This window comes from Sunxiuqinia elliptica (assembly GCF_900113005.1).
In the GTDB taxonomy this organism is placed as follows: Bacteria; Bacteroidota; Bacteroidia; order Bacteroidales; family Prolixibacteraceae; genus Sunxiuqinia; species Sunxiuqinia elliptica.
In genome coordinates this window covers 319,099-334,328 of record NZ_FONW01000003.1, presented here as the reverse complement: position 1 = coordinate 334,328, position 15,230 = coordinate 319,099, and the positions used below count along the sequence as shown (strand labels likewise).

Sequence of the window (15,230 nt, the reverse complement as noted above, 5' to 3'; positions counted from 1 at the left end):
GTTCTGCAATTCAAGTGGGCATTTGATCGGCCATCCTGAATGAAGATCTCACAAAGGTCTGACAGTTTGAAATCTGGAAATCTAACGATCTATTGTTATTTAATCCAACCTTTAAATTTAAAGTTACAGTTGATGTAACTGTCATCAATACTGATGTAGGTTTTTGCTTGCTGTTCCGAAATCCATTCATCCAAGGCTTCTTCTTGCTTTTTCTGCAAGTAAATGTCGTTTAGCATTTGGTAATCCTCTTGCATATTGGCTCGGTGTTTTTCAGTCCGGTTGATCAGCTTCACGATTTTATAGACGGTGCGTTGTTTGTCATCAATGGTTTTAAATGGCTCGGAAATCTCATTGATCTTCAATTTATCCAATACCTTACTCACATCAGGATCCAATTCTTCTTTTCGCCATTTGGTTGACATGGTATTTGGGTTGATGACAACTCCACCGCTGTTTCTGGAGTTTTTGTCGAATGAATAGCGTAAAGCTGCATCAGAAAAGGAAAGATCTTCTTTACGAATAAAATTAGCCAAGCTGTCTAAGCGGTTATAAGCTTCCTCCATAGCCTCTGGAGTTGCTTTAGGTTTTAAAATGATGTGGCGGGAATTCACCTGTTCTCCTTTGCGGTCAACAAGTTGAATAATATGATAGCCAAACTCACTTTTAACAACATTTGAAATCCGGTCTCCTTTCAGGTTGAACGCAGAAGCCGCATAATTGGGGTCCAATTGTGCACGGCCCATATAGCCCAGTTCGCCACCATTTACGGCAGATGGACCTTCGGAATAAAGTACGGCTAAGGTTGCAAAGTTTTCACCATCTTCAACACGCTTTTTAAACTCACGCAAACGTGCTTTAATGCGGTTTTCTTCTTCCAGTGCAATCGGAGGGAAGAGGGTGATTTGTGCATACTCAACCTGAGGTTCGATCACCGGAATCTCCTCTTTCTTGAGGTTTCGGTAATGGTAACGAACTTCAGCAGGAGTTACCTGAACTTTGTCTACAATCTTTCCCTGCATTTGTCCTGTTAAGGATTGATTGCGGATGACTTCCTCCAAGTCGGCTTTTATCTGGGTAATTGGCTTTTTAAAGTAGTTTTCTACTGCTTTTTCTGACCCCAGGTGCTGTACGAAATATTGCATACGCTGATCCAGGTTTTGGTTAATCTGGCTGTCGCTTACAATAATATTCGTATCCAGTTCGGCTTCGGCTAACAATAGCTTTTCAACCAAAAAATCTTCCAGGATTTCGCATTTCATATCTCCATCTGAAACAATTCCTTGAGCTTGCTGCTGGATATACATGCTTTCGATATCCGATTTCAGGATAATGTTACTACCGACAACGGCTACAATTTGATCGATAATTTTATCCTGAGCCATGGTTGCCGTGCTGAAACAACTTAAGAACAGAATACCAATGAATACTTTTCTGAACATATTGGTCTAATTTTGAGTATTATAAAGTTTAAACTTATTCGATTCCAATCCTTCTTTATACACATCAGTCTCAATTTTCTTCAGGAAATTGATTTTACGCTGATTTAAAAGAATGTTTTTGATGGATGAGCTAACAAAGTCAATTGGTGCATATTCTCCTTCAAATCTGAAATCGCGGATACAAATAAAATAATAATAATCTGTATCATCACTTTCAATAAACTTGTTTCTGCGCAAAAAACGCTCCAAGTCATCAATTTCTCCGGGAATCTGCGCCAAAACCTGGCTGGCATCAATCCATTTATCATCAAAACGATCATATGATTTTGCATACCGAATACCGTATTCGTCCAGTTCCTGAAGCTTTTGTGGATCATTTTCGAAACACAAATTCTTAATCGTTTCTTCATTGGCTACTTCCAATGGAATTTTCAGGTAGATGGCTTTGACGATATCACTTTGTAAAACAAATTCTTTTTTATTCGCCTCGTAGTATTGGCTTATTTCATCATCATGGATTGTGGTGTCCATCTTCTGCTCCATAAGTGCTTTCTTATAGCGATAGGTAAGGAGCGAGTTCCGGTACTCTTGCAATTCATGACTAACGTCTTTTTGCTCCTGTGTCAGGTTTTTTTCAGCATTCAGGATCAATAGTTCTTTTTGTACCCATTTATGAATGAAGTCTTCCATCCACAGCGTACTGTCCGTATCTGAAATATTATCTGGTAAAACCTTTTGCACATCTTCCAGGTACAAGTATTTTGTTCCAACTTGGGCAAGTGGAACTTTGTCTTCAACTTGGGTACAAGCTGAAAACCAAAAAACAAGCAATAATAATGTCGTTTCTCTCAGTTTCATTTCAGTGACTCAACTTCGCGTAATACCTTCTTTTTTACTTTAACCCGATAAGCTTTTCTGAGCGACTTCAGCCATTCTTTTTCCAGATGGTTTTGATAGTCGGCTACATGCAGCCCTTTGGCTTCATTCAGAGACTTGGGTTGTGGTGCGATTTTATTTCCTCTCACATAATCTAAACCATCCTGATGGTCGTCCGGTTTTGGCTTGTTCCACACCAGGTAGTCGATGAGCGGATCTTGCCCTTTTTCAAAATAACCATGGGAAAGCGCAGCCTGGCCTTCTTCAAAGTGTGCTTTTAAAACATCATGCAACTCGTGATAGCGAATGTCTGGATCCTCATCAAAAACCGCATCAATAAAATCTCGAACCTCTTGGTTTTGACAACGAATTGACCATCCCTGAAAACGCTCGCCCCAATTGTGATTTTTTTTGTTTTTCTGATAAAATGACTGTAGCCCAATGGTGTCGTTAACAGCAGCTTGCCAGATTTTATCTTCAGAAATATTAAACAGCAAAATGCCATCGTGGTATTCCTGCAATAAATATTTAAAATCCGGGTGCTTTTCTTCTAAGTGTGCCTTTTCGTAATTGGTGAGCGACTGGGTAACAAAGGAGTTGTAATGATCTTCAATGTCCTGAATTGTTGGGTTTTTACTTTGAGATTTTGTTGACACTCGAAGCCATTTCCAAAAGTCGCTTTTACGCTGAGACTGATCAGCAAAGTGAAATAAAACTTGGTTAGGATGCTGCGGTGGCGTTAATTTCAACTGACCATTAGCAAATGCATTCGTTGCTTCTTTTAACGTTTGGGCTACAATCGAGTCGTTTGATTTAAGCTGGTACGTTTTTTTCAATTCTTTGATGAACTCTTCCTGACTATGACGGCTAATTTCTGGATTCTTCCTGATTTTGTCGACAATGAAATCGCGCATATCCTTCAAGGATGGAATGGGGCGATGGGAGATACGTTTGATCAAGTGCATGCCGTAAGGCGTTTTAATTACTGGTGAAATTGCACCATCTTTTGTTAAGGCAAAAGCAGCTTCTGCAAATTCCGCAGGCATCATTCCCGAGTAGCCAAACCATGGCAGTTCTCCTCCTTTAGCCGCAGAACGCTGATCATCCGAATATGTTTGAGCTAATTCCGCAAAATCAGCCCCGTCTTGAATGGCAATAGCTAAGCTATCGAGCTCCTGTTTTGCCCGTTTTATGTGCTCTTCGCTGGCATTTGGTCGCAAACGTTTCATAATATGGGCAACCTTAACTTCTCCTTTGGCTGGCCTTTTGTTCGAAACGAAAATCAGGTGATAGCCAAAGTTCGTTCGCACGGGCATGGATATCGCTCCAAGGTCCAAACGATAAGCAGCATCTTCAAAAGGATAGACCATCTGAAAAGCTGAAAAGTACCCTAAATCTCCTCGATTTTGTTTTGCCGAAGGATCTTGAGAGTTAGCTACAGCTAACTCGTTAAAATCAGCCCCATTTAAAACCTCATTTCGAACTTCAACTAATTTATTCCATGCTTTTATGGTATCTGCAGGTGAAGCATTCGGAGCAAGTTGAAGCAAAATATGGCTGGCCCTGACCTCTGTCAACATTCTTTTATAGGCTGTCTCCACCATTTGATTGCTATACTCAACGGCTGTGAGGTAAGGTTTGGCAAGCTCTTCGCGGTAATTGGCCATCTCGCGAATAAAGCCGGGTAGGGTATCGTAACCCAATCGTTCAGCCTCAAGTACCTTTAGTTTGAAATTGATGAAAAGCTCCATGTATTCTTCGGGATCCATCCTTTCTGAGTCTTCACGAACCTGCTTATTATTTTTATTATATAGGTAGCTGAATTCTTCTTTAAGGAAAGAACGGTCGCCAAGTTGAAGAATGACTTCCTCATCTGTTATTTGTGTGGAGGCTGAATAGCTTACCAACAGTAAAAAAAACAAGCAAAGGAAACGATTCATAAAATGGTAATCAGTTTTTATAGCATTGATAAAGACAAGCCAGGAAACGCTAACGCGTACTGTAATTGGGGGCTTCGCGGGTTACTGACACGTCGTGAGGATGGCTTTCCTGAATTCCGGAAGCCGTTATTCTGGTAAATTTAGCATGCATCAATTCTTCAATATTTTTTGCTCCACAGTAGCCCATTCCTGCACGTAATCCTCCGATTAGCTGATAGAGCACTTCGTATAAAGTACCTTTGTAAGGAACACGTGCGGTAATTCCTTCGGGTACCAATTTCTTTAAATCATCTTCTACATCCTGAAAGTAGCGGTCTTTTGATCCGGCCTGCATGGCTTCTACAGATCCCATTCCCCGGTACGACTTAAATTTGCGTCCCTGGAAAATGATCGTTTCACCGGGAGATTCCTCTACGCCGGCAAACAGGGAGCCAGCCATGATGGAGTTTGCTCCGGCAGCAATCGCTTTGACAATGTCGCCAGAATAACGAATTCCGCCATCAGCAATAACTGGGACATCACTGTCTTTTAAGCTTCGAGCGACTTCGTAGATTGCAGTAAGTTGGGGAATTCCAACACCGGCAACCACGCGGGTTGTGCAGATGGAGCCAGGCCCAATTCCAACTTTAACGGCATCCGCACCGGCTAAAACCATATCGGTTGCAGCCTCGGCAGTTGCAATATTGCCCGCTACAAAATCAATCTCAGGATACTTGGCTTTGGCTTGACGCAACATTTCGAGCACTCCTTTGGTGTGCCCATGAGCCGTATCAATAACGATGGCGTCGGCTTGTGCTTTTACCAACTCGTCAATTCGTTCCATGGTGTCAATTGTCACGCCAACACCGGCAGCTACCCGCAACCGTCCTTTCTCATCTTTACAGGCAAGAGGTTTATCCTTCGCCTTGGTAATATCTTTATAAGTTACCAGTCCAATCAGCTCTTTATTTTGATTGACAACCGGGAGCTTTTCGATTTTATGTTTTTGTAGAATTTCTGAAGCTTTTTCCAAATTGGTTGACTCGGTTGTATAAACCAGATTCTCCGAGGTCATCACTTCTGCAATTGGACGATCCAAATCAAGTTCAAATCGTAGATCCCGATTGGTGACAATGCCAACCAGTATGTTTTGAGAGTTGACAACTGGAATTCCTCCAATTTTATAGAGTTTCATTAACTCAAGGGCATCCCGAACCTGCTTTTCGCGCTCAATCGTAATTGGATCGAAGATCATACCGTTTTCCGCTCGTTTTACAGACATAACCTGGCGGGCCTGCTCTTCGATGCTCATGTTTTTATGAATCACGCCAATACCTCCTTCACGGGCAATGGCAATAGCCATTGTTGCTTCGGTAACCGTATCCATGGCCGCTGTAACAATGGGCGTATTTAGCTTGATTGAGCGAGTGAATGAAGACCTTAAGTCGACATTACGTGGTAATACATCAGAATAGGAGGGAATAAGCAGGACATCGTCAAAGGTTAATCCCTCTGAAACTACTTTTTCTGTGTAAAACGACATGGCGGAATTGTTTAGTTTATTTACTAGGCCAAAACTACAAAAAATAACCGGATTAAGCTTGAGGGCTTCCGTTGGATGTCTGCCCTAAAAAAATTAAATTTCATTAAAATTTGTTAAGTTGAAATGGATTTTATAATCATTGCAGAAAAATAGAGGAGTTGAGTGATTTCAGAGCCATATTGACGCGTTATTGGGGCTATTCCGAATTTCGTCCATTACAGGAGGAGATTATTGAGTCGGTAGCCAAAGGGAATGATACGCTTGGCTTGATGCCTACTGGTGGCGGAAAATCCATCACTTTTCAGGTGTATTCGTTGTCAAAGCCAGGGCTTTGTTTGGTTATTACACCGCTGATTTCGTTGATGAAAGATCAAGTGGAAAACCTGAATAAGAAAGGCATTAAAGCGTTGGCGATTCATTCCGGCTTGAGCCAGCAAGAGATTAAGATCACTCTGGATAAAGCTTGTTGGGGTGATTATAAGTTTCTCTATCTATCGCCTGAGCGGGTAAGTACTGAGCGCTTTCGGAATCATCTCCCTCAAATGGATATCAACCTGATTACGGTGGATGAAGCACACTGTATCTCGCAGTGGGGCTATGATTTCCGGCCTTCGTACCGACGGATTACCGAACTGCGGGAATTGCTTCCGAATGTGCCGGTGTTGGCATTGACAGCCACGGCTACGCGCGAAGTCGAAAAAGACATTCAGAAACAGCTTAATTTTAAAAAGGAGAACGTTCTGCGGAAAAGCTTTTTCAGGGAAAACCTGATTTACATTGTCCGTGAGCGTGAAGATAAATTACAATATCTGCTTCAATCGGTTCAGCGAGCGAAGGGTACAGGTATTATTTATGTCCGTAGCCGAAAGCTGACCAAGGAGATTAGTGAGTACTTGAGGCGCAACCAGATAACTTCAGACTATTATCATGCTGGCTTAAGCAGCATGGTGCGCGAACGTAAACAAGATGATTGGAAATCGGGGAAGACGCGGGTGATTGTAGCCACCAATGCTTTCGGAATGGGAATTGACAAAGCCAATGTTCGTTTTGTGATTCACTTTGGGCCGGCAGATTCGCCCGAAGCCTATTTTCAGGAAGCTGGCAGGGCTGGTCGGGATGGTAAAAGAGCTTATGCGGTACTAATCTACGGAAAGTCGGATATTTTGGCTTTGAAAAAAAATGTGACGAAGTCTTTTCCTGAAGTTGACGTAATCAAAAGAGTGTATCAAGCTATTTGCAATACCTTTCAACTTGCTGTTGGCTACGGTAAAAATCAAACTAAGGATTTTAAGTTGGGAGAGTTTGCGTCTAAATATTCGATGCAAATTCAGCAAGTCTATAATAGTATCAAAATTTTGCAACGTGAAGGCTACTTGGAATTAACCGAAGAAGCAGATAATCCGGCACGGGTGAATTTTATTGTTAATCGCGATGAACTGTATAAATTTCAGGTGGCTAATTCTAGCTTTGATGGTTTTACCAAGCTGCTGTTGCGGTCCTACTCGGGGCTGTTTACAGACTATGTGCCAATCAACGAAGAGGTTCTAGCCAAGCGAGCGAATTTGTCGGTCGCAGTGGTGTATCGTTTCCTTAATCACCTGAATGCCCATAAAGTCATTCACTACATTCCTCGAAAAACAACGCCCTACATTTATTTCCCAAAAGAACGGGTTGACATCAGCCGGCTAAAAATTACCAAAGAGAATTATGGCGATCGCAGACGGGAGTACCAGAAGCGGATTGATGCGATGATTTACTATTCAACTCAAAAGCTGAAATGTCACAGCCAGGTGTTGCTCGAGTATTTTGGTGAAACAGAATCAACCCGTTGTGGAAAATGTGACGTTTGTCGAGAGCGAAATGAACTAGATTTAAGTCAATTGGAGTTCGATCGTATTGCTGAGGATATCAAAAGTAGTTTAACTGAAGCATGTACGTTTGAGGAGCTTCTAATGAAGCTTAAGGGCAATGAAACGCAAAAAATCAAAGTGATTCGTTGGCTGATGGATAATGGAAAAATTGTCCATCGGATCGACTATAAGCTAGAATGGCGAAAGAAAGAAGCTACAAATTGATTGAAAAACGGTCAAAAAAGAAAATCTTATTACTTTTGCAGGATTAATCACATTTTATGACCGAAGAAAGTTTAAATCCGATTGTTTATTCGAAGAATGTTATTGAGTTTGTCACGGTTGCCAATGAGTTCTGTAATCTTGTTGAGCATGCAGGACAAGAGGCCACGCGTTCGTTTTTGAATAAAACACAAAAAATTTTACCGCTCCTTTACTTAAAAGTGTCCGTTTTAGAGGACCTTAATAGCTATGAAGAGTTGGGACTGGAGAAATTTGTTTCTGAAGTGGATTACAACTACCTGCAGCAAAAAATGATGAATTTGCTGGGGGAATTTGATGATTTTCAAGAGGTTTTTGATCCGGGAATGCAGTTTAGCGATGAACCCCTATCTGCTAGTATTTCTGAGTGTTTAGCCGATATTTACCAAGATTTAAAGGATTTTTTGATGACTTTCCGTACGGGGGATGAATTGGTCATGCAGGAAGCTTTGTGGGTTTGTCAGGATAATTTTAAAAATTATTGGGGACAGCGATTGGTCAATAGCTTGCGTGCTGTTCACAACTTGATGTATGGCGACTATGATTTAGATCAGGCGATGAATCAAGAAAGGAAAAGCGAAGATGTTGAAGCAGAAAGCAATAAGCCGGAGTGGTTAAATCAATTATTTAAGGACCAGGGAGAGTAGTTATGTTTGAAGAAAGTATCACAAAAGAAGCACTGGCGGAACTACCACTACATGCTTTTGACGGAAAGATCGTTTTAGTTGATCGGATTGATCAGCTAGAGGCAGCTGTAAATTACCTAAAAAAGCAAGATATTCTTGGATTTGATACCGAAACCAAACCTTCGTTTAAGCGAGGGCAAGTTAATAAAGTAGCCTTGCTGCAGTTGTCCACTAGCGAAAAAGCATTCATTTTCAGAATAAATAAATTAGGTCTCCCTGATGAATTAAAGGCGATTTTGGCTGATCCTGAAATAGGAAAGATAGGAGTGGCTATTCGCGACGATATCAAAGCTCTTCAAAAAATAAATCGCTTTGTCCCAGGCGGATTTGTTGAATTGCAAGACGAAGTTAAAGAATATGGAATTCAGGATTTTAGTTTAAAAAAGATCACGGGAATTGTGCTTGGTTTCCGTATTTCCAAGTCGCAAAGGCTGTCAAACTGGGAAGCAGAACACTTGACTGATGCTCAGTTGAGTTATGCCGCAACTGATGCTTGGGTTTCTTGTGAGATTTTCAATTCATTAACGACCGCATAATCATGACATTACCGATAGTAACGCTGAAACCAGGAAAAGAGCAATCACTTAACCGGTTTCATCCCTGGGTGTTTTCCGGAGCAATTAAACACATCAGCCAAGAGTTGGAAGAAGGAGAACTGGTGACAGTTGTTTCCAATAAAGATGAGTTTTTAGCGATTGGCCATTTTCAGATTGGTTCAATAGCTGTTCGCATCCTTTCGTTCGAAGAACTACCTGTCGATAATGTCTTTTGGGAGAATAAACTGGCAAGTGCCATTCAGCTTCGTCGGGATTTAGGCCTGCTAGGGAGCGAACAAACCAATGTATTTCGCTTGGTGCATGGAGAAGGTGATGGACTTCCCGGATTGATTATTGATTTTTATAATGGAACGGCAGTTTACCAAGCCCACTCGGTCGGGATGTATCATGTTCGTCATCAGTTGGCCAAACTTCTGAAGAAACTCCTTGGCGACCAATTAATAGCTGTGTACGATAAAAGCGATAAAACGCTACCTTATAAAGCAGATATTTCACCAGAGAATGGTTATTTATTGGGCGAGTCAGCTCCTTGTGTTGTGAAGGAGTACGGGCTATCGTTTCAGGTTGATTGGATTCAGGGGCAAAAAACAGGCTTTTTTATCGACCAACGCGAGAACAGAAAGCTTGTTGAGCAATTTTCAGCCGAACGCGATGTGTTGAACATGTTCTGTTACAGCGGAGGCTTTTCGTTTTTTGCGATGCAAGGAGGGGCTAAAACGGTACACTCAGTGGATGCATCGGCTAAAGCCATTGAACTGACTCGTCAAAATGTTGCGCTTAACTTTGTTGATGACAAACGCCATGAAGCTTTTGTTGCTGATGCATTTGACTTTATGCGAGACATTAAAGATCGATACAATCTAATTATTCTGGATCCACCAGCATTTGCAAAACACCGCGGAGCTTTGCGCCAAGCATTACAGGCCTATAAAAGGCTTAATGCAAAAGCGTTTGAACAAGTTCGCCCTGGAGGAATTATCTTTACTTTTAGCTGCTCACAAGTGGTTACCAAAGATCAATTTCGTGAAGCCGTATTCTCGGGAGCCGCCATTTCCAAGCGTAAAGTTCGAATCTTACACCAGTTGCATCAGCCAGCTGATCATCCAATCAATATTTACCATCCCGAAGGAGAATATCTAAAAGGCTTGGTACTACAAGTTGATTAACTGGAAGATAACAATCCAAAAACTTAACTTTCTGCTGACGTAAAAAAAGCGTGTAAAAGATTTGCAGATTCAAAACAATATTTATTTTTGTAGGTAAGTATGGTTGTGATTTAGCAGCTTGCTACACAGTAAGCCAACTATTTCTCGCAAAATGAATGGATATTCATCCCCAACTGAAGCGTTATTTTTATGTATTTTAAGGTGGGGGCAAACTTGCTCGGTTTCTGTGATTATTTCATTCTCCAATTAAATTTTCCGGTCCACATTTTTACACTTCACCTTTTTAATGTTTTTTATTTTATTTCAAATTTTTTATTCTTTTTATTATGAACATTTACGTAGGTAACCTGGACTACAATCTGGGAGAAGACGAACTAGGTGAAATCTTTGCTGAATACGGAGAGGTTGTTTCCGTAAAAATTGTTAAGGATCGTGAAACAGGCAGAGCTAAAGGATTTGGCTTTGTTGAAATGGCTGTTGAAGCAGAAGGCGACAAAGCCGTAGAAGAATTGGATGGAGCAGAAGTGAACGGAAGAAATATAAAAGTGAACAAAGCCCGGCCAAGACCGGAAAGACCTCCTCGTAGAGATCGTTACTAAACACATCACTTTTAGACGACATTAGAAAGGCTTGTACCAGAAGGTGCGAGCCTTTTTTTGACGGTTTATTTTTAGAAATAAACGATCTAATTGAACGTGATTATTCTTTTTTTGACGGCTGGAGTTTGAAGTAATTTGACTTTTTTAAACGCCATTTGTGGAGCCGATATTGGATTGAAGTTCTTAGAACTCCGAAGGCATACATCGTACTGTTCCTTAAATTGATACTTGAAGCGTCGTCAAAATACTTAGTGGGGCAGGTGATTTCCGCAATTTCGTATCCGGCATACCAAATCTGAGCCAGCATTTGGTTGTCGAAAACAAAATTATCAGAGTTCGCATTGAAGTTGACCTTTTCCAGAACCTCACGCGAAAAAGCACGGTAGCCGGTGTGGTATTCCGATAAATGCGCATGCATAAGTAGATTCTGAAACATGGTCAATCCACGATTAGCTAGGAATTTTATCAGTGGCATGCCTCCTTTTAATGCTCCACGTCCTAATATTCGCGATCCTAGTACGGCATGGTACAGTCCACTGCCAATAAGATGGCTCATCGCCGGAATTAGCATGGGCGTGTATTGGTAGTCGGGGTGAAGCATAATGACAATATCAGCCCCTAATTCGAGTGCTTTGTTGTAGCAACTTTTCTGATTTCCCCCATAACCTTTGTTCTTATCGTGGCGGACAATATGTTTGATCCCCAGTTGCCGACCAACCTTAATGGTATCGTCATTACTGTGGTCATCAACAAGAATGACATCATCGACAATTGAAAAATCAATTTCGTCGTAGGTGATTTTTAGTGTCTTTGATGCGTTGTAAGCAGGAAGAACAACAATGACTTTTTGATTTGCTATCATAGGCTTAGTAAAAAATCATAATTGAATTGTTCGATTACAATTTATTGTTATTTTTTAATTGATTGACTGTTTTTAGGTATTTTCTTGCCTCTGGTAAGTCTAATTTTTGGGCACAAGCTGTTAGATTATTCCAGTAAATGATATTCTCAGGCTGCTGTTTTACTAAAAGCTTAAAATCATTCATCGCTTCAGAATAGGCTTGTCTTTCCCAGTTAATTGTAGCTCGTAACTCGATGTAAAGCCGTTCTTTGGCTTCTATTTTTAAAGCTTTGTTGATCCATTTTATACCATTCTTGTAATCTTTGGATCCGGCATAGAGCCGGGCAAGCAGAAACATCGCATAGCTATTTCTTGGAGCAACGTATAAGCCTGCTTTTAATCGGTTGATTAGTTGATCTACAGGAAGCTGCTCTTCTTCTGGATGAATTTTGAATAAAACAGCATGCTCCGAATGCCCGATTTGATAGATCGGTTCAAGAATGTAGGGATACTTATGCAGAAGAATCTGGAGCGTGTGACGAACCGTTGTTATTACAGCTCCTGTGTTTTTGCTGGGAATCCGTCTTAAGCTTCCCACGATAATATAGTCGATATTTCGTTGTTGGAAGAATTGAAGAACGCTATCCGGGGTATGGTGCGGAATTTTATAAATTCCAGCAAAATTCCCTTTCCCATAAATTGAAGCGATATTGGGCTTTCTACAAGCAATTTTGGTTTTTTCGGGTAAGTTTGAACTTGCCCAACGGCACATTTTTAAGTAATTATTCCAATCAGGAGTGTAGGCAGAAAATGGGTCTTTGGAGAAATTCCGTTTGATGGTTGCCAATTCCAGTTTTGAGGTGGTATGAATCGCATTGATGCTCATGGAACCAATCGCTAGAACGAAAAGGAATATGGTGAGTTTTGGAGCTTTCAGGTTCTTGTCAATCAAATCATAAAGGAAGGTTCCAATTAAAACGGTTATCAGTGGAAGGTAGATTAGAACAAGCCTTTCCTGATCCCAGGCAGTTTGCTGGGTAATAAATGTTCCGCCCATGGATATTCCCAAATAGAATGCGATAAAAAGCAAGTGTTTCCGAGTTTTGAATCCTTGCCAAAGTGCTCCGAAAAAGAGCAGGTACAAGAGGATGGTTGTTAACGCAGATGTTTTAGTGCTCATCAAAGATTTAAACCCATAAAATTTCAATAAGTGTTTTGAAATGTATAATTCTGAATTTTCCCAGAAACGTTTTAATAGGCCAATAAAGCTTTCATTGCCTTTTGACGGATGGTAAAAATCTTTATAAAGAACATGATTTAATTGACCTTCAACTCCTAAACTATCAACTTGCCAGACTAATTTTTTATAGATGAAGAAACTAACTGTGAGCACAAGGAAGAACAAGAAGATTAAAACTGATTTTTTGAATTGTCCTTTTACCAAAAAATAAAACAACCCGGCTAGAATTGCGGCATAACCAATATTACGGGTAATGGACAACAAAAAGCAGCAGAAACTAAAGAAGAACAGTTTCAGAAGTATTTCTCGAGAAGGAGTTTGGTTGATGTCTAATTGATCAACTTGGTAAAATGAAAAGAAGACCAAAGCTTGAATCAGGAGGAAAAATGGTTCACTATAGGTTGTGCTCGAGTAGTGAATCATTTGAAAACTGAGGGCTGCTAAACCAATTGTAAAGAACCAAATAAAAGGAGGTATTCGTTTCCGCCAAATTGCAGCGAGCAGAAGAATCTCCAAAGCAATAAAAAATACAGAAAGCAACTTGAAAGCTGGGACATTGATGCCCATAATCGCTACAAGTGGACTTAATACAATGGGGTATAAACTGCCATGCCAAGTGGGGAATGAAATTCCATCTAAAAATTTTTTAGCGGCTAGAAGGTACCAGGAGTCGTCGCCTCCTGTACTTAGTTTAGTGTCGAAACTTAAAAGAGCTAAAATGAGATAAAGCAATAAAAAAACAAGTAAAATAACTTTTGATCTGCTTTTTATCCATTGCTCGATGGGTAGGTTGTTCATGTTTAATTTGTGTCATGTATATGTTATGTAGCCAGTACGACTGAAATGGACAAAATGCTGCATCTTAACCGATAAATTTCAGAAAAATTACTTAAAATAAATAGTTGCGGATCTTATTATTTTATTTTATCTTTTTTTTGAATCTGTGCTCTCATCTTTTGTAAGATGCTCTGCTTATTGCTACTACGCTAAAGCTGCAATCCTTCATTTTAGGATAAAACAGGCAGCTGAACGCTGTTATTCTATTTATCTCCCTTAATTAAAATTTGGCCTGATATGCCATTTTTTTAAATGCAATTATCATCCTTCAAAGACAAGCTGCACCTAGACATTGCTGCTTTCAACTCCACTTTTAACGACTTCTAAATTCATTATACAAAACCTAAATTGAAAAATGATGCAACAGTTTATCTTCACAAACAGGACAATTATTAAAAAACGGGGTGTTGAGCAAATTGACACCAGTGATTCATGTGGGAATACCCAAAATCTGCGATTTGGCTACTTGGATGTTAGCAAAAAGAAAGTGGCTCTTATTCCTGATCCGGATATTGTGCAGGAGCATGGGATCAAGACCTATGAACCGATTGATTACAAAGATTCCAAACAGAAGGGATCTTCGGAGTGGTTTAACCGTATTTATGCTGAAATGAAAGAAGACAAAGAGAAAAACGATACGCTTGTTTTTATTCATGGCTTCTACTGCGGGTTCAAGTGTTTTATTAGCAATATGGAGCATCTGGTAACCAATTATGTAGATAATCCGGAGTCTTCCATCGGACGTGTTGTTGGCTTTTGCTGGCCTTCGAACAACAACTTGCTTCAATATAAAAACGATCGGGAAGATGCACATTATGCCGGGGCAGCTTTAGCACGGGGATGGATTAAACTGATGCAGTTTTTTAGTGAGTTTGTTGGTGTGGATAAGCAGTGTGGAAAAAATATTCACCTGCTGGCGCACAGCCTTGGCAATGCGGTTTTCGAAAAGATGATTGCAAGTGTGTTGAGCTCACGTTATTCCAGCTTCGGACAGGTTTTCAAGGAGGTTGTTCTTGCTGCGCCGGATATTCAGCACGATGCATTTGAGAAAGGCAATCCTTTGTACCATATCAATGATTTTTGCGAGCGGGTTCATGTGTATACCCACAAAAGTGATGATGCCTTGCGAATTTCGAAGTACACCAAAAACTTTGAAAGCCGCTTGGGAAAGAATGGGCCAGTACGGCCTTTTCATATTCCTTCTAATGTAAGCATTGTCGATTGTTCGCTTATAAAGGACCAGCGTTCAATCAAAGAGAAGTTATTTGATCATTGGTACTACAAAAATAGCCAAACGGTAATTGATGACATCGGCCTCGTACTCAATGGCGCTGACTCTTTTGAAAACAGAAGCTATAGCACAAATCAAAACAAATTTATCTTAAAACCTTAACTCATGGAACGTATTATCGACCT

At 40.5% G+C, this 15,230-nt stretch carries 12 protein-coding genes; 6 read left to right on the top strand and 6 right to left on the bottom strand.

Features of this window, described 5'->3' with window-relative positions:
* Positions 1-95: 95 nt before the first annotated feature.
* The 4 genes from BM156_RS09695 to guaB are packed head-to-tail and all read right to left on the bottom strand — an operon-like array spanning position 96 to position 5,777.
* Positions 96-1,439, bottom strand: a complete 1,344-nt coding sequence (locus tag BM156_RS09695) for a peptidylprolyl isomerase (RefSeq protein WP_093919659.1) — start codon at positions 1,437-1,439, stop codon at positions 96-98.
* A 6-nt stretch (positions 1,440-1,445) separates the two neighbouring features.
* Entirely contained in the window at positions 1,446-2,297 is an 852-nt protein-coding gene (locus tag BM156_RS09690) for a hypothetical protein (RefSeq protein ID WP_093919658.1), read from the bottom strand.
* Positions 2,294-4,255 carry a peptidylprolyl isomerase gene (locus BM156_RS09685; protein WP_093919657.1) on the bottom strand — a complete coding sequence of 654 codons (1,962 nt, stop codon included), beginning with the start codon at positions 4,253-4,255 and terminating at the stop codon, positions 2,294-2,296. The genes BM156_RS09690 and BM156_RS09685 overlap by 4 nt, the downstream gene beginning before the upstream one ends.
* Positions 4,256-4,304: 49 nt before the next feature.
* Positions 4,305-5,777 (bottom strand): IMP dehydrogenase, encoded by a 1,473-nt coding sequence (guaB, locus tag BM156_RS09680; RefSeq protein WP_093919656.1) that lies wholly within the window; start codon positions 5,775-5,777, stop codon positions 4,305-4,307.
* 158 nt (positions 5,778-5,935) lie between these two features.
* Here guaB and BM156_RS09675 point away from each other — a divergent pair, with 158 nt between their 5' ends.
* From BM156_RS09675 to BM156_RS09655, 5 genes are all read left to right on the top strand, one after another.
* Positions 5,936-7,852, top strand: coding sequence for a RecQ family ATP-dependent DNA helicase (locus tag BM156_RS09675; protein ID WP_093919655.1), 1,917 nt, complete (start codon positions 5,936-5,938; stop codon positions 7,850-7,852).
* 56 nt (positions 7,853-7,908) lie between these two features.
* Positions 7,909-8,535: a DUF5063 domain-containing protein gene (locus BM156_RS09670; protein WP_093919654.1), complete on the top strand. Its 627-nt coding sequence runs from the start codon at positions 7,909-7,911 to the stop codon at positions 8,533-8,535.
* Positions 8,536-8,537: 2 nt separating this feature from the next.
* Entirely contained in the window at positions 8,538-9,110 is a 573-nt protein-coding gene (locus BM156_RS09665; RefSeq protein WP_093919653.1) for a 3'-5' exonuclease, read from the top strand.
* A gap of 2 nt (positions 9,111-9,112) precedes the next feature.
* Positions 9,113-10,297 (top strand): class I SAM-dependent rRNA methyltransferase, encoded by a 1,185-nt coding sequence (locus tag BM156_RS09660; protein WP_093919652.1) that lies wholly within the window; start codon positions 9,113-9,115, stop codon positions 10,295-10,297.
* A 326-nt stretch (positions 10,298-10,623) separates the two neighbouring features.
* Positions 10,624-10,896: an RNA recognition motif domain-containing protein gene (locus BM156_RS09655; RefSeq protein WP_093919651.1), complete on the top strand. Its 273-nt coding sequence runs from the start codon at positions 10,624-10,626 to the stop codon at positions 10,894-10,896.
* Between the two features lie 100 nt (positions 10,897-10,996).
* Here the strand turns inward: BM156_RS09655 and BM156_RS09650 are convergent, their stop codons facing one another.
* Both BM156_RS09650 and BM156_RS09645 read right to left on the bottom strand, forming a co-directional pair.
* Positions 10,997-11,758, bottom strand: a complete 762-nt coding sequence (locus tag BM156_RS09650; RefSeq protein WP_093919650.1) for a glycosyltransferase family 2 protein — start codon at positions 11,756-11,758, stop codon at positions 10,997-10,999.
* A gap of 34 nt (positions 11,759-11,792) precedes the next feature.
* Positions 11,793-13,775 (bottom strand): tetratricopeptide repeat protein, encoded by a 1,983-nt coding sequence (locus BM156_RS09645; RefSeq protein ID WP_093919649.1) that lies wholly within the window; start codon positions 13,773-13,775, stop codon positions 11,793-11,795.
* 394 nt (positions 13,776-14,169) lie between these two features.
* Here BM156_RS09645 and BM156_RS09640 point away from each other — a divergent pair, with 394 nt between their 5' ends.
* A complete protein-coding gene (locus BM156_RS09640; protein ID WP_093919648.1) occupies positions 14,170-15,207 on the top strand; it encodes an alpha/beta hydrolase in 1,038 nt (345 codons plus the stop codon).
* Positions 15,208-15,230: the final 23 nt, after the last annotated feature.